The organism is Pectobacterium nicotianae, from assembly GCF_023272715.1.
GTDB classification, from domain to species: domain Bacteria; phylum Pseudomonadota; class Gammaproteobacteria; order Enterobacterales; family Enterobacteriaceae; genus Pectobacterium; species Pectobacterium brasiliense.
The window spans coordinates 1,852,509-1,871,909 of sequence record NZ_CP096821.1; the positions used below are offsets into that span (position 1 = coordinate 1,852,509).

Consider the following 19,401-nt stretch of genomic DNA (forward strand, 5'->3'; position numbering starts at 1 on the left):
TAAAATAACAACACCGCGCTATTGGCGGTGTTGTTACTATTTAAGAAACTTAATGGGTATTGAATATAATATTAATAACGTTATCAATTACTAATGTTTTCGATAATCACTGGCGTCACAGTCTGTTGATTCGATTTTTGCAATACCGGCTTCGAGTATGTGTATCAGTTGCCTTGCAACATCGGTTGTTAGCCAAAGCGTCCGGTCGACATGTGCTTCATCTGGTGCCTGGTCCGAGGTGGATAAGTAGTGCAAACGGATCATCATGGCGTCATAACTGTCAACGGTGCTGATGTCCCAACCTACAAGAGGATGTGTCTGAATAACTTCATTTTTTCTATCCATAAATACCCCTTATTGACTAGTTACTAACATGAGTGACTAATGAGGCTTCAGGTAGTTCATTTTTTTTAAATGAACATTATCAGTATACTGCTGCTTATTTAATTTATGGGAAATATTTTCAATTTTTCGTAAAAAATATTACACAGGCAGGTATGGCTAAGGGATGCGTCAGATGAAATATCGGGACGAATAGATTTTCATCCCGAAGGTGTGTTAACAGAGATGGCAGAGCATTATTCCACGCCAAATCCTGCATTTTTCTCCAATGCGGCAGCAAGTCGGGCAAGGTATTTTTTCATCGCTGGATCCCGATTCTCATTTTGAGATTCGAGTGCCAGATTGTGAATCATCAGCTTGTTTGCTTTCTCATCAAGGCAGAATGCCAGCGACGAAAAGGCAAGTTCCAGAGCGTCGATCTTGCGTTGTTGCTCGCCAATCAGCTCCAGCAATTCCCCAAATGTCATTGCCTCTTCTGGTTTTTCTACCGTCATAACAGATACCCTCGGTCATAGCACATGGCGAAATGCCGCTTTAAGCTGCCATTACAGCCTATATCTTCGTTATTTTTCAAGTTTTAGATTACTCGACGGTAAACCAGTCGTCGGCGCTTTCCCACGTTTCCTGCAAGATTTCAGAGATACGATCTTTGTCCTCTTTGCCAGCCCCCATGACTGTCAGGTTATTTGCGGACGCATAACGCACCTGAATGGGCGTGTCGGGATAAATTTTGTGAATACGCTTTTCCAGCTCATGCCTGAGTGCTTCGACTGCACCGGCGGGTAAAGGCGTTGTCTTTGCAAGAGTGATTTCTACGCGCATGCTGACCTCCAAATTTTAAACTGTTTATTTATACAGTTATTGCAAGTGGAGAACAAGACAGGCGATAAAATTTAGCCCATCGGCACAATGCGGATGGGCTTGTCGGTTAACGGACTGACCAGTTGAGGCTTTGTCCGGCCAGGAAGGGGATTAGCGACTCGTCGCCGAGAGCGATTTCTTCAGGGAACGTGACGGTTTCACGATGAAGCTCAATCCAGCTGTCGTTCACCGGCAGGCCATAAAAACGTGGGCCATTCAGGGAGCAGAATGCTTCAAGTTTATCCAGTGCGTGCATTTCTTCAAAAACGGTGGCGTAGGTACTCAATGCGGCCTGAGCATTGAATACACCGGCACAGCCACAGCTGGACTCTTTTCTGTGTTTTGCATGCGGCGCGGAGTCAGTGCCGAGGAAAAGCCGGTCACAGCCGCTAGCGACGGCTTCACGTAGCGCCTGCTGATGCGTATTGCGTTTTAAGATAGGCAGGCAATATAGGTGAGGGCGAACGCCACCAACCAGCATATGATTACGGTTAAACATCAGATGCTGCGGTGTAATGGTTGCGGCGAGATAATCATTACCTTCAACAACATACTGCGCGGCTTCTTTCGTCGTAATGTGCTCGAGGACGACTTTCAGCTCAGGGAACTGTTGGCGCAATGGTTCCAGCACCGTTTCGATGAAGCGTGCTTCTCGATCGAAAATATCGACGGCAGAGTCGGTCACTTCGCCGTGGATGAGTAACGGCATGCCAATCTTCTGCATTTGTTCCAGAATGCCAGAGATATTGGCGACGCTGGTGACCCCATGGCTGGAGTTTGTTGTGGCATTGGCCGGATAGAGCTTGGCTGCGGTAAAGACGCCTTGCTCAAAACCACTCACGACTTCGTTGACATCAAGTGCATCGGTCAGGTAGCACGTCATCAGCGGATGAAAATCATCACCCTGTGGGACCGCGGCTAAAATGCGCTGACGATACGCTATCGCGCTGGCTACGCTGGTAATCGGCGGCGTCAGGTTAGGCATAACAATCGCACGGCCAAAGAAACGACTGGTATAGGGGAGAACGGTTTCCAGCATCCGATCGTCACGCAGGTGAATGTGCCAATCGTCAGGGCGACGGATTTTAAGAATAGTGGGCTGTGCGGTCATGGAATTGCGCTCCGGCGGTCAGTAGAAAAACAGCATCTTTCGGTTGGTTTTGGGACTGATACGGCGGGGGATAAGGATAAGCGCAAAGCCATTTGAATGCATCCGTTTGTTGATGAATGCTTGAAATTAACCGTAGATTGGCATCTGATAGCATTATCTTTTCATTGATAAATAAGGGATGTATATGGAAATTCGTATTGTCGCTACCATTCAGGCAAAAGCAGAGTTCGTTGCAGACGTTACCGCAACGCTGAAACGCGTGGTGGCACCTAGCCGACAGGAAGCAGGTAATGTGCAGTATGATCTGCATGAAGTCGTGGATAAATCCGGTTCGTTTGTGTTTTTCGAACGCTGGAAAGATCGAGATGCGCTGGCATCACATGAGCAGAGCGATCACTTCAAAAATCTGCTGGCGGAGTTGGATGGCAAAACGGACAGTGTAGATATCAAGCTATTGAATCTTTTAGGCTAACAAAGTGCTATTCATAAAAAAACCCGCCAATTGGCGGGTTTTGTCTATAGAAACCAGAATTACTCGCTGGCCGGTGTAGGTTTGGTTGCTGGCGCAGTTGACTGATTAACTGCGGCATGACCACCTGCCGAACCTTTTCCTGAGAACGGATAGCCAGGACGAACCCAATCGCTGTGTCGAGCAGGCTCCGCCTGATATGCTGGCGCTGGCGCTTTAGTCATTGGCGCTGTCGCATGGAGCTTATAACGAGGTTGCTCAGCAACGTTTGCTGCTTTTGCTACGCTCGATACAGGTGCTTCCACAATCGGTTGTGCGCTGATAGTAGATACTGGTTCATCCTGAATGCGTTGTGGCGGGCTGACTTCCTGTACTGCGGAAACCGCAGGGGTAGAAACCGGTTCTGCCAGATCTGCTTTCTCAGTTGAATCAGCGATGCTATCTGCTTGCGGCTCTTCTGCGACCGCTTCGGTAGCTACGTTTTCAGCCACTGTATTTTCAGAGGCAACAGCGTCAACGGTTTCTTCAGCAACCTGAGTTGCCGCAGTATCAGCAGGTTGTGCTTCCTCAACGGCATTCACAGCAACTGCAGCGATAGCATCATCGATAGCGGTGTTCTCAGTAACTGGCTCGACGACGGTTTCTTCGCCTGCGGTACTCACCTCGACATCCACTACATTGCTATCTTGGATAACGTCGGCAGATTGTGCTGTAGCGGTTACAGCGGCTTCTTCCTGAACCACGGCTTCAGTAATCGCAACGTTTTCAACCGTATTGGATTCCGCGGTGTCAGCTTGCGCAGTCACTGCGGCTTCGACAACGGCAGGTAACAGCGGTGTTTCAATTGCTGCAACGTTCTCGTCCTGCTGTTGGCTTTCAGCCTGCTGTGGCTGTGCAAGAGGATAGCTAACCCACACTTTTCCTGATGCCATTTCCGGTGATGCGGCGGCAAACTCCAACTGCATTGGTGACTGAGACGGGTAACGCTCATCACGATAGCGACGACGGCGCTGGCCGCTAACACGCAGGTGACGCGGAGAACGACGTGAACGACGCGGCATACCGCCATTCTCGCCATTGGCACGATTTGCATCGTTCTGCTCGTTATCGACCTCGTTATTGTCTACTACAGCATCACTTGGCTTGACGTAAGCTTGAACCTGCTCAGATGGTGCAGCGACAGGTGCGGTGCTATCGGAGAGGGTATCTTGTTGAGCATCGGACTGAACGCGTACTTTCTGCGTCAACTGACGGCGTTGGCGACGCGGCATAACCTGAGTCGGTTTATCCTGCTCGGCATTGTCATCAGAATCATCAATAACTGACTGTGCTTTTGCCTCAGCTGGAGCCTGACGGCGATCGTCTTGACGACGACGCTGACGTTCAGCACGTGGTTCACGACGCGGCTGCTCTTCCGAATTGGACTTCTCCGCATTTTCCGCAGCGCGGGTGTCAGTAACCGCTTCCTCGTTTTGTCGCTTATTACGGCGCTGCTCATCACGCTGTTCACGATTGTCACGATTGTCACGATTGTCACGAGAGCCACGATCGCGGCGATTATTACCCTGACGGCGTGAGTTCCGGCGTTCAGGGCGCTGACCTTCAGTGGATTTCTCTTCTTCGGCCTTCTTATCGTCAACGCTATCCGCTGCTTTTACCGCAGGCTCGGAAGCAAAGACGCTTTTTAAGGCGCTGAACAAGCGGCTAACGAAGCCTGGCTGAGCGACTTCCGCCGGTTTCGCCGCCGCAGGCGCTGCTTTGGCAATCGATGGTGCAGTTTCCTCTGGCATTTCAGCCATGCTAAACGTTGCTAACGCAGGTTGTTCAGGCTGTTTACGCTCGATAGTCTGTTCGTCTTGCAACTGCTGCGTTTCCGTTTCCAAACGCTGAGGCAGCAAATAGCTGAGCGTCGGTTTTTCTTCGCCTTTACGGACGCGAACAACGGAGTAGTGCGGCGTTTGCATACCGTCGTGTGGCACGATGATCGCGCGCACGCCGCCTTGACGTTTCTCAATGGCGTTAACGGCATCACGCTTCTCGTTCAGCAGATAAGACGCAATCTGGACTGGAACAATCGCGTGGACTTCTTTGGTGTTTTCTTTCAGCGCTTCTTCTTCGATCAGACGAAGAATAGACAGTGAAAGTGATTCATTGTCACGAATCGTACCGGTACCGCTACAGCGTGGGCAGACGTGGTGGCTGGATTCACCCAGTGAAGGACTCAGACGCTGACGCGACATTTCCAGCAGGCCAAAGCGGGAAATCCGGCCGATCTGAATACGTGCACGATCCTGACGTACAGAGTCACGTAGGCGGTTTTCAACTTCACGCTGGTGACGAACCGGAGTCATATCGATGAAGTCGATAACGATCAGGCCACCGAGGTCACGCAGGCGCAACTGGCGGGCAATTTCGTCTGCGGCTTCAAGGTTGGTATTGAACGCGGTTTCTTCAATATCACCACCGCGCGTCGCACGGGCGGAGTTGATATCGATTGCTGTCAGCGCTTCGGTCGTATCAATAACGATAGAACCACCGGACGGCAGGCGAACTTCACGCTGGAAAGCCGATTCGATCTGCGATTCGATCTGATAGTGGCTGAAAAGTGGGATTTCACCACTGTACAATTTGATTTTGCTGCTGAAATCAGGGCGACCCAGCGCAGAAATATGTTCTTTCGCCAGATCGAGAATTTTTGGGTTGTCGATCAGGATTTCGCCAATGTCTGGGCGCAGATAGTCGCGGAAGGCGCGGACGATCACGTTACTTTCCTGATGGATCAGGAACGGTGCAGGGCGGCCTTCGGCGGCTTTTTTGATCGCGTCCCAGTGTTTCAGACGGAAAGCCAGATCCCATTGCAGCGCTTCAGCGGATTTGCCCACACCAGCGGTACGAACAATGAGCCCCATGCCATCGGGCAATTGCAACGATCCCAACGCTTCTTTGAGCTCGGTACGATCGTCACCTTCGATACGGCGTGAAATACCGCCTGCACGAGGGTTGTTTGGCATTAAGACCAGATAGCTGCCTGCCAGACTGATAAAGGTGGTCAGTGCAGCGCCTTTGTTGCCACGCTCTTCTTTGTCTACCTGAACAATGACTTCCTGACCTTCACGTAACACGTCTTTGATGTTAGGACGACCGTGGGAAGAATAGTTGCTAGGGAAGTATTCGCGGGCGATTTCTTTAAGAGGGAGGAAACCGTGTCTTTCAGCGCCGTAATCAACAAAAGCCGCTTCAAGACTAGGTTCGATACGAGTGATTTTACCTTTGTAGATATTTGCTTTCTTCTGCTCATGACCCGGACTTTCGATATCCAAGTCATACAGCCGTTGACCATCAACCAAGGCAACACGCAACTCTTCCTGCTGAGTTGCGTTAATTAACATTCTTTTCATCTTCAACTTACTCGTTATTTTTACTTGCATTATTGATAGAGCTGCGGACAAAAGAACCGCATGACCGGAGTGAACCGATGGTCTCGTGGCTTATCGCAGGGACGTCAACCTCCCGGTTGTCGCCTGCATAGAGACGCATGTTTCGGTAGCCTGTGTTTCCTGATGGAAAACAGCGCATTTACTGAGGGAACAGCTTCTGAATTATGTCGCCAGATCTGATTCCATTTGCCGGCCAAGCTGCAATCCGCAGCCCGCTAACTGCTTGATTTCACATTACGTCTTACGCCATTGCTGCGTGTGTGCGTCATCAGGCAAATTTAATAATTCCGCAATTTCCCCTTGTTTTATCGGAAATCCGCGTGGGAAACGCAAAAGCATTATTCCACTGCTGATACCGTTATAGCAAGGTGACTTTGCCTGTCTGTATAAAGATAGTTCTGTTGTTATCACCAAAACGGACAGGGTTTGATGCTATAGCCCAACTCACCCGTCCACTTACTCGACAATGCAACAATATCTTCATAAGTCAGACACACAGTTAAGCACAGAAAAAGAAGTGGCGCTATCGGGTTGCTCTATTTAGAATCGCGCATCATGAAAACAGATAATCCTTCAGTACAATTTGTGACGATCTCCGCAGATGAAGCGGGGCAGCGCATCGATAATTTTTTGCATACCCACTTAAAGGGTGTGCCTAAAAGCATGGTTTACCGTATCTTGCGAAAAGGTGAGGTAAGGATAAATAAGAAACGGGTCAAACCTGAGTATAAATTGCTCGATGGTGATGTCATCCGTATTCCGCCCGTTCGACAGGCAGAACGCGATGAAACCCCTGTTTCTGCCAGTCTTGGTAAAGTGGCGGCGTTGGCCGAGTGCATTATTTATGAAGACGACTACCTGTTGGTGCTAAATAAGCCCTCGGGTACTGCCGTGCATGGCGGCAGTGGTCTAAGTTTCGGCGTGATTGAAGGGCTGCGTGCTTTACGCCCGGAAGCGCGTTTTCTTGAGTTAGTACACCGTCTCGATCGCGATACCTCTGGCGTTTTACTGGTCGCAAAAAAACGCTCGGCCTTACGTTCTCTGCACGAACAGTTGCGGCTGAAAGGTATGCAAAAAGACTATCTGGCGTTGGTTCGCGGCCAGTGGCAGTCTCATTGCAAGGTTGTTCAGGCACCGCTGTTGAAAAATATCCTGCAAAGCGGTGAGCGCATCGTACGGGTAAACAGCGACGGTAAACCGTCAGAAACGCGTTTTAAAATAGAAGAACGTTTTGAACACGCGACGCTGGTGCGGGCGAGCCCTGTTACCGGACGTACGCATCAAATTCGTGTACACGCCCAACATGCTGGGCATCCGATAGCGTTCGATGACCGTTACGGCGATCGCGAATTCGATCAACAACTGGCTGACACGGGCTTAAAACGTCTCTTCCTGCATGCGCAATCGCTACGTTTTGAACACCCGAACACGGGTGAGACACTGAGAGTTGAAGCCCCATTGGATAGCGGACTGCGTCGCTGTCTGCAGGTGTTGCGCAAGACAAAAGCATAACAACATATACCTACATACTTTTATCTGTCGGGATAGCCGCTTCATCGGGCTATCCCGATTTACTTTACATCGTCAATTTACATCGTCAGCGGATTCACGCCTTCTTTTTGTAGCATCTGCGTTAGCGCGATCAATGGTAATCCAATGAGCGTATTAGGATCGCGCCCGGATAATCGTTCAAAGAGGGCAATACCCAATCCTTCGCTTTTGAAACTGCCCGCGCAGTTCCACGGCTGTTCTTTCTCCAGATAACCGTCAATTTCCGCTTCCGTTAGCGTACGGAAATGCACGTCAAATGGCTCAGCAATGCTCTGCATTTCCTGAGTTGCACTATTGAAGAGCGCTAAACCCGTAAAGAAGGAAACACACTTTCCGCTGGCCTGCTGTAACTGGCGTGTTGCGTTACCCTTATTATGTGGTTTTCCTGTTATGGCGTTCTCCAGAACGCAAACCTGATCGGAACCGATAATCAGGTGATTGGGGTAGTGCGCGGCCAGTGTTTGCGCTTTGCTTTCAGCAAGACGGATCACAAGATCAACGGCGTTTTCGCCGGGGTAAGGAGTTTCATCGATGTCCGGCGATGCGCAAATAAAGGGGATCGCCAGCTTTTCCAACAAGGCCCGGCGATAAGGTGAGGTTGAGGCGAGAATAATCTGCTGCATAATTTTTTGATAAACCGTAGCGTAATGATGAAAGGCATTTTAAACTGTGCGCCGCTCTGGAAGCGAATATTGGTGAAAGGTGGTGCATCACTGCCTTTTTCTTTGACTCTATGTCGTTACGACGTTAATATGCGCGCCCTATGCAAAAGGTAAAATTACCCTTAACCCTTGATGCGGTCCGCACTGCTCAGAAGCGTTTAGATTACGTTGGTATCTATTCAGCTGAACAAGTAGAGCGTGTTGCCGAATCAGTGGTGAGTGTGGATAGTGATGTTCAGGCCTCTTTATCTTTCAATATTGATAATCAGCGTCTGGCGGTGATTGACGGTAACGCTGACGTTACGGTCACACTGATGTGTCAGCGTTGCAGCAAGCCGTTTGAACATCAAGTCCATGCGACATTCTGTTTCAGCCCGGTCGTCAATGATGAGCAGGCCGAAGCGTTACCGGAAGCGTATGAACCGATCGGCGTTGATGAATTTGGCGAAGTCGATCTGCTGGCAATGATTGAAGATGAAATAATTCTGATGTTGCCTATCGCCCCGGTGCATGATTCTGAACACTGTGAAGTGTCCGAAGCGGATATGGTATTTGGTCAACTGCCTGCAGAGGCGGAAAAACCGAATCCGTTTGCCGTATTAGCCAGTTTAAAGCGTAAGTAATTAAGGAGTAAGGTCCATGGCCGTACAACAAAACAAACCTAGCCGTTCCAAACGTGGTATGCGTCGTTCACATGATGCGCTGACTACCGCTTCTGTATCCGTAGATAAAGTTTCTGGCGAAACTCACCTGCGTCACCACATCACTGCGGATGGTTACTACCGCGGTCGCAAGGTCATTGCTAAGTAATTCTTGCGAATTATTTGCAAGGCAATACCTTGACACGCCTAACTCTGGCGTTAGATGCGATGGGCGGGGATTTTGGTCCCTGCGTAACAGTGCCTGCTGCATTGCAGGCACTGGCTTCTAATCCAGCTCTCAATTTGTTATTAGTCGGCGATCCTGCTGCAATAACGCCATTACTTGCCAAAGTCGATTCTGATTTACTTTCCCGCTTAGAGATTGTTCCGGCGGAGTCGGTTATTGCTAGTGATGCGAGGCCATCGCAGGCTATTCGTGCGAGCCGTGGTACCTCAATGCGTATAGCGCTTGAGTTGATTAAAGACGGTAGGGCACAGGCCTGTGTGAGCGCTGGCAACACGGGCGCGCTTATGGGACTAGCCAAGCTCCTGATTAAGCCACTGAAAGGAATTGAGCGACCCGCGTTAGTGTCAGTATTACCTCACCAGCAACACGGAAAGACAGTTGTGTTGGATCTGGGGGCGAATGTTGACTGTGACAGCACGATGCTGGTTCAGTTTGCCGTGATGGGCTCAGTGATGGCAGAAGAAGTGCTGGAACTGGCAAATCCTCGGGTCGCGTTGTTGAATATCGGTGAAGAAGAAAGCAAAGGGCTGAGCACTATCCGTGAAGCAGCGGCACAGCTAAAAGAGGCACCATCAATCAATTACATCGGTTATCTGGAAGGCAACGATCTGCTGACTGGGAAAACGGATGTGATGGTCTGTGACGGCTTTGTGGGGAATGTCACACTGAAAACGGTGGAAGGCGTGGTAAGGATGTTCCTGTCACTGCTGAAATCTCCAGCTTCAGGCCCCGGGCAAAAACAAAAGCGATCCTGGTGGTTGAAATGGCTAGGGCGTTTGTTACAAAAACGCTTATCAAAGCGTTTCGGTCATTTGAATCCCGATCAATATAATGGCGCATGCCTGCTAGGATTACGGGGGACTGTAATCAAAAGCCATGGTGCAGCAAACCAGAGAGCGTTTGCGGTTGCTATTGAACAGGCAATGCAGACGGTACGGCGGCAGCTTCCCGAGCGGATTGCCGCTCGTCTAGAAGCGGTATTACCCAAGAGTGACTAAGCGTACATGTATACAAAAATAATCGGAACGGGCAGCTACCTGCCTGAAGAAATCAGGACGAACGCTGATTTAGAAAAGATGGTGGAAACGACGGACGAATGGATCGTCACACGTACTGGAATCCGTGAGCGCCGTATTGCTGCGCCGGATGAAAACGTGGCAACCATGGGATACCGTGCCGCGCAGAAAGCGCTGGAAATGGCGAATGTCGATCCTTCTGAAGTCGGTCTTCTGATTGTTGCTACAACATCATCAAGCCATGCTTTCCCTAGCTCCGCCTGTCAGGTTCAGCAACTGCTAGGGATCAAAGATACGATAGCCTTCGATCTGGCCGCTGCGTGTGCAGGTTTTACCTACGCGCTGAGCGTTGCCGATCAATATGTTAAAAGTGGTGCGGTGAAATATGCACTGGTGATCGGTTCTGATACGTTGTCGCGTACATTGGATCCTGAAGATCGCGGCACGCTGATTCTGTTCGGTGATGGTGCGGGTGCCGTGCTGTTAACGCCGTCAGAGCAACCGGGGATTCTTTCTACCCACCTGCATGCCGATGGCCGTTATGGCGAACTGCTGACGCTGCCGCATCAGGATCGTAATCATACCGATACGCCTGCTTACCTGACGATGGCGGGTAATGAAGTCTTTAAAGTGGCAGTGACTGAACTGGCACATATCGTTGAAGAAACGCTGCAAGCGGCTCAACTGGATAAAAGTGAATTAGACTGGCTGGTGCCTCATCAGGCTAACCTGCGTATCATTAGCGCCACGGCGAAAAAGCTGGGTATGGGGATGGACAAGGTGGTTGTGACGCTAGATCGTCATGGTAATACCTCCGCGGCCTCTGTGCCTTCAGCGCTTGATGAAGCGGTGCGTGATGGGCGCATTAAACCAGGGCAACTGGTGCTGCTTGAAGCCTTCGGTGGCGGTTTTACCTGGGGTTCCGCGCTGGTTCGTTTTTAATTAAACAGGATTGTGATATGACGCAATTTGCAATGGTATTTCCCGGTCAGGGATCGCAGACGGTAGGGATGTTAGCTGAACTTGCAGCAGAATACCCGATCGTCACCGAAACGTTTGCTCAGGCTTCTGAAGCGTTAGGTTATGACTTGTGGCAGCTTACCCAGCAAGGGCCGGCTGAAGAGTTGAATAAAACCTGGCAGACGCAGCCTGCATTACTGACCGCTTCTGTTGCTATCTGGCGTGTCTGGCAGCAACAGGGAGGAAAAACACCTGCTCTGATGTCTGGTCATAGCCTCGGTGAATATTCCGCATTGGTTTGCGCGGGTGTGCTGGATTTCCAACAGGCCGTCCGTCTGGTTGAACTGCGTGGCAAACTGATGCAGGAAGCCGTGCCAGAAGGCACGGGTGCGATGTATGCCATTATCGGGCTTGATAACGAGGCCATTGCCAAGGCGTGTGAAGAATCCGCGCAGGGGCAGGTGGTATCTCCAGTAAACTTCAATTCACCGGGTCAGGTGGTGATTGCGGGCAATAAAGACGCCGTTGAGCGTGCTGGTGCTGCGTGTAAAGCGGCGGGGGCAAAGCGTGCGCTGCCGCTGCCTGTCAGCGTACCGTCACACTGTGCGCTGATGGAGCCAGCAGCGAAGAAACTCGCTGTTGCGCTGGAATCTGTTACGTTTAATTCTCCGGCCATCCCCGTTGTCAATAATGTTGATGCACGCATCGAAACCACGCCGGAAGCCATTCGCGATGCGTTGGTGCGCCAGCTTCATTGCCCGGTACGCTGGACTGACTGTGTTGAATTTATGGCTTCTCAGGGCATTGAGTCGCTGTTAGAAGTCGGGCCGGGTAAAGTATTGACTGGCTTAACCAAACGAATCGTCGATACCCTGACAGCAGCTGCGGTGAACGATCCTGCTTCTCTATCAGCGGCGATTGAGAAATAAGAACGGAGAAGACAATGAGTTTTGAGGGGAAAATTGCACTGGTTACCGGTGCAAGCCGTGGTATTGGGCGTGCCATCGCCGAGACGTTGGTTGCCCGCGGGGCAAAAGTCATTGGTACCGCAACCAGCGAAAAAGGTGCTGAAGCTATTAGCGGCTGGCTGGGTGAGAACGGTAAAGGTTATATGCTGAATGTTGCTGATGCAGCATCAGTAGAAAGCGTATTAGCAGAAATTCGCGCAGAATTCGGGGAAATTGATATTCTTATCAATAACGCGGGCATCACCCGTGATAACCTGCTGATGCGTATGAAAGATGATGAGTGGCACGATATTCTGGATACCAATTTAACGTCGGTATTCCGCATGTCTAAAGCAGTGATGCGTGCCATGATGAAGAAACGTTTTGGCCGGATCATTACCATCGGTTCCGTTGTGGGAACGATGGGCAATGCAGGACAAGCTAACTACGCGGCAGCGAAGGCGGGACTGATTGGATTCAGTAAATCCCTCGCGCGTGAAGTGGCTTCTCGTGGTATTACGGTCAACGTTGTCGCGCCTGGTTTTATCGAAACAGATATGACTCAGGCATTGACAGAAGAACAGCGAGCAGGCATTTTGACGTCGGTTCCAGCTAACCGACTCGGTGATGCTAAAGAAATCGCCAGTGCTGTTGTATTTTTAGCCTCTGATGAAGCTGCTTACATTACTGGCGAAACATTGCATGTCAATGGCGGCATGTATATGATCTAAAAAGCTCGAAAACTATTTGCATTATTTGCGGTGATAACCGCAAAATAGCACAAAATCGTGGTTCGACCAGCCGAGATTTTGTTGCATCTTTTCAAACATTTTATACACTACGAAAACCATCGCGAAAGCGAGTTTTGATAGGAAATTTAAGAGTATGAGCACTATCGAAGAACGCGTTAAGAAAATCATCGTTGAACAGCTTGGTGTTAAGCAGGAAGAAGTCGTAAACAATGCTTCTTTCGTTGACGACCTCGGCGCTGATTCTCTTGACACTGTTGAGCTGGTAATGGCTCTGGAAGAAGAATTTGATACTGAGATTCCAGACGAAGAAGCTGAAAAAATCACGACTGTTCAAGCAGCCATTGATTTCATTCAGGCTAACCAGCAGTAAGCGAACATATCTAGGCGGTCATTCGACCGCCTAAGTTTTTTTGTCCCGCAGTGTCTTTTTTCCCTCCCTGGAGGATAAGCGTGTCTAAGCGTCGAGTAGTTGTGACCGGACTGGGCATGTTATCTCCTGTCGGCAATACAGTTGAGTCTACCTGGAGTGCTCTTCTTGCCGGTCAGAGTGGTATCAGCCTGATCGACCATTTCGATACTAGTGCCTACGCAACGCGTTTTGCTGGCTTAGTAAAGGATTTTAATTCTGAGGAATTCATTTCGCGTAAAGAAGCTCGCAAAATGGATGCCTTTATTCAATACGGTGTTGCTGCTGGCGTTCAGGCCATGCAGGATTCCGGTTTGGAAGTAACGGAAGAGAACGCTCCGCGTATTGGTGCGGCGATTGGTTCCGGCATCGGTGGTCTGGGTCTTATTGAAGAGAACCATACTGCGCTGGTGAACGGTGGCCCGCGTAAAATCAGCCCGTTCTTCGTGCCGTCAACCATCGTCAATATGGTGGCTGGGCATCTTACTATTATGTACGGACTGCGTGGCCCGAGCATCTCTATTGCTACGGCCTGTACGTCTGGCGTGCACAATATTGGTCAGGCCGCTCGCATTATTGCTTACAACGATGCGGATGTGATGTTGGCCGGTGGTGCAGAAAAAGCCAGTACGCCATTGGGCGTCGGTGGATTCGGTGCCGCCCGTGCGTTGTCTACGCGCAACGACGATCCTCAGGCGGCAAGCCGTCCGTGGGATAAAGATCGTGACGGTTTTGTACTGGGTGACGGTGCTGGCCTCATGGTGCTGGAAGAGTATGAACACGCGAAAAAGCGCGGTGCGAAAATCTATGCAGAAATTGTTGGATTTGGCATGAGCAGCGACGCGTATCATATGACGTCTCCGCCGGAGAACGGTTCTGGTGCTGCGCTGGCGATGGAAAATGCGCTCCGTGACGCGGGTCTGTCAACGAGCCAGATCGGTTATATCAACGCGCATGGTACTTCTACGCCTGCGGGTGATAAAGCTGAAACACAGGCAGTGAAATCCGTATTTGGTGCAGACGCCAGCCGTGTGCTGGTGAGCTCGACAAAATCCATGACGGGTCACTTGCTCGGTGCGGCAGGCGCGGTAGAGTCTATTTTCAGTATTCTTGCTCTGCGCGATCAGGCTGTTCCGCCTACGCTCAATCTGGACAATCCAGATGAAGGCTGCGATCTGGATTTCGTGCCGCATGAGGCGCGTCAGGTCAGCAACCTGGAATACGTACTCTGCAACTCTTTCGGCTTCGGTGGAACCAACGGTTCTCTGATCTTCCGTAAAGTTTGATTGCGATAGCGTTTTAAAAAAACCCGGTCTCCGGGTTTTTTTTTGCCTGCGTAAAATCAGACACGCCTGCTTGTCTGCAACGCCGCTTTGCTGGCAAGCTGACGACGATGAATGATGCGGAGCTTATTATGCTGTGGATTAATGGTCAGTTACAGGAACAGCTTTCGGTACTCGATCGGGGTACACAGTACGGTGACGGCTGTTTTACGACGGCCAGAGTATGCGATGGCGAGATTGTCTGGCTTGATCGACATGTCGCGCGTCTGCAACAGGCCGCTACGCGCTTATTATTTCCTACGCTTGATTGGGAAAGTCTGATCGCTGAAATGAAACAGGCAGCACTGGGACGAGCGGACGGTGTAGTGAAAGTGATGCTCACGCGGGGTGTCGGTGGGCGTGGCTATAGTGCCCAAGGCTGCACGCAACCAACCCGGGTCGTCATGCAGGTAAGCTATCCTGCGCACTATGCCGGCTGGCGTGAGCAGGGTATTAGCCTGAATCTCAGCCCTGTGGCATTAGCTAAAAATCCGCTACTGGCGGGAATAAAGCATCTGAATCGGCTCGAACAAGTGCTGATCCGCGCGCATCTTGACCAGACCTCAGCTGATGAGACCCTCGTGCTTGACACCTCTGGTACGCTAGTGGAATGCTGTGCCGCGAATTTATTCTGGCGTAAAGGGCACCGGGTCTATACGCCGGATTTATCCGAGTCCGGAGTGGATGGCGTTGCTCGACAGCATATTATTGCCTTGCTGGCAGATTCTGATTTCGAGCTACAGATCGTCAGCGAACCCTTGATTGCACTGTCAGATGCGGACGAAGTGCTGGTTTGCAATGCATTAATGCCGATCGTCCCTGTAAATCAGGCGCACATCTGGCGTTATCACTCCCGAGAGCTTTATCAATTTCTAAGTCCTGACTGCTAGTAGATGGTTGATTTATGAAGAAAAAGAAAATTGGTTTGCTGATTATCACTGCCGTTGTGCTGATATTACTGGTCGCATGGCAGAAAATGCAGCGTTTTGCTGATTCTCCATTGGCTATCGAAAAGGAAACTATCTTTACGCTTCCGGCTGGTACGGGAAGAGAAGGGCTGGAAACGCTGCTTCTCGATCAGAAAATTATTACTGATGACACATTTTTTCCGTGGCTGCTGCGTTTTGAACCTGAATTGGCAAAATTCAAGGCGGGTACGTATCGCCTGACTTCGGGCATGACCGTGCGCGAGATGCTGGCGCTGCTGTCCAGCGGAAAAGAAGCGCAATTTTCCATCCGTTTTGTCGAAGGCTCACGTTTGAAAGAGTGGCTGGCCACGCTGCAACAAGCACCTTATATCAAGCATTCATTGGCCGATAAAACCGAACAAGACGTCGCCAATCAGTTGGAAATCAAAGATAAGTCGAATCCGGAAGGCTGGTTTTATCCTGATACGTATTCATACACGGCAGGTACGAGCGATATCGCCCTGTTGCAGCGTGCACATCAGCGCATGAAAAAAACGGTGGATGAGGTCTGGAAAGGGCGCGAAGAAGGATTGCCGTATAAGACACCGGACGAATTACTGACGATGGCGTCAATCATTGAAAAAGAAACGGCGATCAATGAAGAACGTACTCAGGTCGCTTCCGTTTTTGTCAATCGCTTACGGCTTGGTATGCGCTTGCAAACCGATCCCACAGTGATTTATGGCATGGGTGATGACTATAAAGGCGTGATAACCCGTAAAGCATTAGACACGCCGACGCCTTACAATACGTATGTCATCTCCGGCTTGCCGCCGACGCCAATTGCGATGCCGGGGAAAGCCTCATTGGATGCGGCTGCGCATCCTGCCAAAACGTCATACCTGTATTTTGTGGCAGATGGAAAAGGCGGACACAGTTTTACCACTAACCTTGCAGACCATAATCGTGCTGTGAGGGTATACCGCTCAGCGTTAAAGGAACGGGATGAACAGTAAATTTATCGTCATTGAAGGATTGGAAGGCGCAGGGAAGACCACTGCACGCAATATCGTCGTGGAAACGTTGCGGTCACATGGTGTGAAAGACGTGGTGTTCACGCGGGAGCCAGGTGGTACGCCGCTGGCAGAGAAACTGCGTGAGCTTATCAAGCAAGGTATAGCCGATGAGAAGGTCACTGACAAAGCAGAAGTCCTGATGTTATACGCGGCCAGAGTACAGTTGGTGGACAACGTCATCAAACCAGCGATGGCGAATGGAAACTGGGTCATCGGCGATCGTCACGATCTCTCTTCACAAGCTTATCAGGGCGGTGGACGTGGGATCGATCAGCAACTTCTCCGCTCACTGCGCGATACCGTGCTGGGTGATTTTCGGCCTGACCTGACGCTCTATCTTGATTTGCCGCCAGCCATCGGCTTGCAGCGCGCGCGCCAGCGGGGCGAGCTGGATCGGATTGAGCAGGAGTCGCTGGCTTTCTTTGATCGTACCCGTTCCCGCTATCAGGAACTGGCGGCGGAAGATGACAGCATCCTGACGATCGATGCCTCACAGCCTATTGATGCCGTTAGTGCGGATATTCAGGCGACGTTACAGCAGTGGTTGAAGCAACAAGGGTTGCAGCCTGTTGCGCAGGGGCAGGGCTGATGGATTGGTATCCGTGGCTGAATGCATCCTATCGGCAGCTTATCGGCCAATATCAGGCTGGCAGGGGGCATCATGCGGTATTGCTGCATGCGCTGCCGGGCATGGGCGATGAGTCGCTGATTTATGCGCTGAGCCGTTGGCTGATCTGCCAACAGCCTGATGGAATGAAAAGCTGCGGTCAGTGTCACTCTTGTAACCTGATGACCGCAGGAACACATCCAGACTGGCATGTGTTGAGCCCAGAGAAAGGCAAGCAAAGCCTGGGCGTCGATCCCGTGCGTGACGTCGTGGAAAAAGTGTATCAACACTCCCGACAGGGCGGAGCAAAAGTGATCTGGCTGGCTGCCGCTGAGCAACTGACAGAGGCTGCCGCCAATGCGCTGCTGAAAACGCTGGAAGAACCGCCGCAGAATACCTTCTTTTTATTTGGCTGCCGCGAACCAGCCCGGTTATTGGCTACTTTGCGCAGCCGTTGTTTGTATCATTATCTGGATGTTCCAAATGAGACGCAGAGCGTGCTGTGGCTGAATGCTCGCCATCGCCATGACAGCAAGGCATTGCGCACGGCATTGAGATTGCAATCGGGCGCGCCGCTAGCCGCCGAAGCGTTATTGCAGCCAGAGCGTTGGAAACAGCGTAGCGCGCTGTGTCAGGCGTTTTCTGCTGCGCTAACTTCGCGAGATCAGCTCTCATTGATATCACAGCTAAATCATGACGATGCGGATGTTCGTATTCACTGGTTGGCTGCGCTACTGCTGGATGCCATGAAATGGCAGCAGGGCGCGAATGAGCATTTAGTGAATCAGGATCAGATTGAACTGGTTGAGCGTCTGGCGCGCGAACCTTCCGCACATTTGCAGTATGAGCTGCAACAGTGGCTGGCTTGTCGGCAAAAATTGCTGACCGTCACGGGGGTAAATCGTGAACTGCTGCTGACGGAACGCCTGCTTGATGGAGAGCGCACGCTTGCTTCATCGGTTAAGCGCGACATCCCCCCTTTTTCTGTTTAATTACTATCGAGTAAATATCATGTTGTTAGTGGATTCCCACTGTCATCTTGACGGTTTGGATTATGAGTCATTGCATAAAGACGTCTCCGACGTGCTGGATAAAGCGAAAAGCCGTGATGTCGGTTTCCTTCTGGCGGTGGCGACAACGCTGCCCGGCTATCGTGCCATGGTGGAGTTAATCGGCGAGCGCGATAACGTGGCCTTTTCCTGCGGCGTTCATCCGCTCAATCAGGAAGCCCCTTATGATTATGCCGAGCTGCGTGAGCTAGCCAGCGACAGCCGTGTGGTGGCAATGGGGGAAACGGGTCTGGACTATTTCTATCAGCAGGAGACGAAAGCCCAGCAGCAAGCGTCGTTTCGCGAACACATTCGTATAGGCAATGACCTGAGCAAACCGGTCATCGTGCATACGCGTGCTGCCCGTGAAGATACATTGGCAATTCTACGTGACGAGCAGGCGGAGAAATGCAGCGGCGTTCTGCACTGTTTTACGGAAGATTTGATCACGGCAAAAGCGCTGCTGGACATGGGCTTCTATATCTCGTTTTCTGGGATCGTCACGTTCCGCAATGCAGAAGAACTGCGTGACGTCGCGCGTTACGTGCCGCTGGATCGGATGCTGATTGAGACGGATTCCCCTTGGCTCGCGCCGGTTCCGTACCGAGGTCAGGAAAACCAGCCCGCATACGTACGCGATGTAGCAGAATATCTCGCTGTACTGAAAGGCACATCGTTGGAAACCCTCGCTGCCGCCACGACAGAAAACTTCTCCCGCCTGTTTCACATCGATCCGGCTCGGTTGACCGCCGCGCAATAGTGGCTGAAAATAGCCGAGTTTTTTTTATCCGTGTAATTAATAGCGCTTCATCATCCCCTTGATTAGGTTTTTCCTCTTCAGGGGGACGTGTTTTTTAGCGATATATCACAGAAAAGTGCAATATCTGTTCGACCTCAGCCTGTTGGCTTGTGGAAACGTGATAGCAATCAAACATTGTGAACGCTATTTATTTTACTCTGCGTAAAAATTAAAGGGGGCTAAGACACCCCAACTCGCAAAGGCCATCCTCCCCGTCTTTGCTTATATGAAGTATCAG

Annotated in this window: 21 protein-coding genes; 15 read left to right on the top strand and 6 right to left on the bottom strand. The window is 50.8% G+C overall.

Translation table 11 applies throughout. The annotated features are described in order from the left end of the window. Positions 1-90 precede the first annotated feature (90 nt). From bssS to pyrC, 4 genes are all read right to left on the bottom strand, one after another. Positions 91-345 carry a biofilm formation regulator BssS gene (bssS, locus tag MYB54_RS08325; RefSeq protein WP_010276127.1) on the bottom strand — a complete coding sequence of 85 codons (255 nt, stop codon included), beginning with the start codon at positions 343-345 and terminating at the stop codon, positions 91-93. A gap of 233 nt (positions 346-578) precedes the next feature. After that, positions 579-836: a hypothetical protein gene (locus tag MYB54_RS08330; protein ID WP_010297192.1), complete on the bottom strand. Its 258-nt coding sequence runs from the start codon at positions 834-836 to the stop codon at positions 579-581. Positions 837-924: 88 nt separating this feature from the next. Beyond that, entirely contained in the window at positions 925-1,164 is a 240-nt protein-coding gene (gene dinI, locus MYB54_RS08335; RefSeq protein ID WP_014915848.1) for a DNA damage-inducible protein I, read from the bottom strand. 106 nt (positions 1,165-1,270) lie between these two features. Further along, the gene (gene pyrC / locus MYB54_RS08340; protein WP_039528617.1) at positions 1,271-2,314 is read right to left on the bottom strand and encodes a dihydroorotase; all 1,044 of its coding nucleotides are present in this window, start codon (positions 2,312-2,314) and stop codon (positions 1,271-1,273) included. A gap of 184 nt (positions 2,315-2,498) precedes the next feature. On the opposite strand from pyrC, the gene MYB54_RS08345 reads away from it, so the two are divergent. Next, positions 2,499-2,786 (top strand): putative quinol monooxygenase, encoded by a 288-nt coding sequence (locus MYB54_RS08345; RefSeq protein WP_039528612.1) that lies wholly within the window; start codon positions 2,499-2,501, stop codon positions 2,784-2,786. Positions 2,787-2,845: 59 nt separating this feature from the next. Here MYB54_RS08345 and rne read toward each other — a convergent pair whose 3' ends face one another. Then, the gene (gene rne, locus MYB54_RS08350) at positions 2,846-6,181 is read right to left on the bottom strand and encodes a ribonuclease E (protein ID WP_248721791.1); all 3,336 of its coding nucleotides are present in this window, start codon (positions 6,179-6,181) and stop codon (positions 2,846-2,848) included. A 594-nt stretch (positions 6,182-6,775) separates the two neighbouring features. On the opposite strand from rne, the gene rluC reads away from it, so the two are divergent. Continuing rightward, positions 6,776-7,732: a 23S rRNA pseudouridine(955/2504/2580) synthase RluC gene (gene rluC / locus MYB54_RS08355; RefSeq protein ID WP_104213185.1), complete on the top strand. Its 957-nt coding sequence runs from the start codon at positions 6,776-6,778 to the stop codon at positions 7,730-7,732. A 77-nt stretch (positions 7,733-7,809) separates the two neighbouring features. Here rluC and MYB54_RS08360 read toward each other — a convergent pair whose 3' ends face one another. Continuing rightward, entirely contained in the window at positions 7,810-8,394 is a 585-nt protein-coding gene (locus MYB54_RS08360) for a Maf family protein (RefSeq protein WP_248721792.1), read from the bottom strand. Between the two features lie 140 nt (positions 8,395-8,534). Between MYB54_RS08360 and yceD the strand changes: the two genes are divergently transcribed. The 13 genes from yceD (at position 8,535) to MYB54_RS08425 (ending at position 19,124) form a co-directional block, all read left to right on the top strand. Beyond that, positions 8,535-9,056 carry a 23S rRNA accumulation protein YceD gene (yceD, locus tag MYB54_RS08365; RefSeq protein WP_039275632.1) on the top strand — a complete coding sequence of 174 codons (522 nt, stop codon included), beginning with the start codon at positions 8,535-8,537 and terminating at the stop codon, positions 9,054-9,056. Between the two features lie 16 nt (positions 9,057-9,072). Then, entirely contained in the window at positions 9,073-9,243 is a 171-nt protein-coding gene (gene rpmF / locus MYB54_RS08370; protein ID WP_005970518.1) for a 50S ribosomal protein L32, read from the top strand. A gap of 29 nt (positions 9,244-9,272) precedes the next feature. Then, on the top strand, positions 9,273-10,319 hold the full coding sequence (gene plsX / locus MYB54_RS08375) for a phosphate acyltransferase PlsX (protein WP_248721793.1): 1,047 nt from the start codon (positions 9,273-9,275) through the stop codon (positions 10,317-10,319). A 6-nt stretch (positions 10,320-10,325) separates the two neighbouring features. Then, positions 10,326-11,279, top strand: coding sequence for a beta-ketoacyl-ACP synthase III (locus MYB54_RS08380; RefSeq protein WP_010276174.1), 954 nt, complete (start codon positions 10,326-10,328; stop codon positions 11,277-11,279). Between the two features lie 17 nt (positions 11,280-11,296). Beyond that, positions 11,297-12,226: an ACP S-malonyltransferase gene (fabD, locus tag MYB54_RS08385; protein WP_039467996.1), complete on the top strand. Its 930-nt coding sequence runs from the start codon at positions 11,297-11,299 to the stop codon at positions 12,224-12,226. Between the two features lie 14 nt (positions 12,227-12,240). Beyond that, the gene (fabG, locus tag MYB54_RS08390) at positions 12,241-12,975 is read left to right on the top strand and encodes a 3-oxoacyl-ACP reductase FabG (protein WP_010276180.1); all 735 of its coding nucleotides are present in this window, start codon (positions 12,241-12,243) and stop codon (positions 12,973-12,975) included. A 154-nt stretch (positions 12,976-13,129) separates the two neighbouring features. Beyond that, positions 13,130-13,366, top strand: a complete 237-nt coding sequence (gene acpP / locus MYB54_RS08395; protein ID WP_005970506.1) for an acyl carrier protein — start codon at positions 13,130-13,132, stop codon at positions 13,364-13,366. Between the two features lie 80 nt (positions 13,367-13,446). Beyond that, a complete protein-coding gene (gene fabF / locus MYB54_RS08400) occupies positions 13,447-14,688 on the top strand; it encodes a beta-ketoacyl-ACP synthase II (RefSeq protein ID WP_039511819.1) in 1,242 nt (413 codons plus the stop codon). Positions 14,689-14,816: 128 nt separating this feature from the next. Next, positions 14,817-15,614 (top strand): aminodeoxychorismate lyase, encoded by a 798-nt coding sequence (gene pabC / locus MYB54_RS08405; RefSeq protein WP_039286149.1) that lies wholly within the window; start codon positions 14,817-14,819, stop codon positions 15,612-15,614. A gap of 14 nt (positions 15,615-15,628) precedes the next feature. Next, positions 15,629-16,648 (top strand): endolytic transglycosylase MltG, encoded by a 1,020-nt coding sequence (mltG, locus tag MYB54_RS08410; protein WP_014915839.1) that lies wholly within the window; start codon positions 15,629-15,631, stop codon positions 16,646-16,648. After that, the gene (gene tmk, locus MYB54_RS08415; RefSeq protein ID WP_014915838.1) at positions 16,638-17,297 is read left to right on the top strand and encodes a dTMP kinase; all 660 of its coding nucleotides are present in this window, start codon (positions 16,638-16,640) and stop codon (positions 17,295-17,297) included. Before mltG ends, tmk begins: the two co-directional genes overlap by 11 nt. Further along, positions 17,297-18,307, top strand: coding sequence for a DNA polymerase III subunit delta' (gene holB / locus MYB54_RS08420; RefSeq protein ID WP_039515926.1), 1,011 nt, complete (start codon positions 17,297-17,299; stop codon positions 18,305-18,307). The genes tmk and holB overlap by 1 nt, the downstream gene beginning before the upstream one ends. A gap of 19 nt (positions 18,308-18,326) precedes the next feature. Then, entirely contained in the window at positions 18,327-19,124 is a 798-nt protein-coding gene (locus MYB54_RS08425) for a metal-dependent hydrolase (protein WP_206555092.1), read from the top strand. The last annotated feature ends 277 nt before the right edge of the window (positions 19,125-19,401 follow it).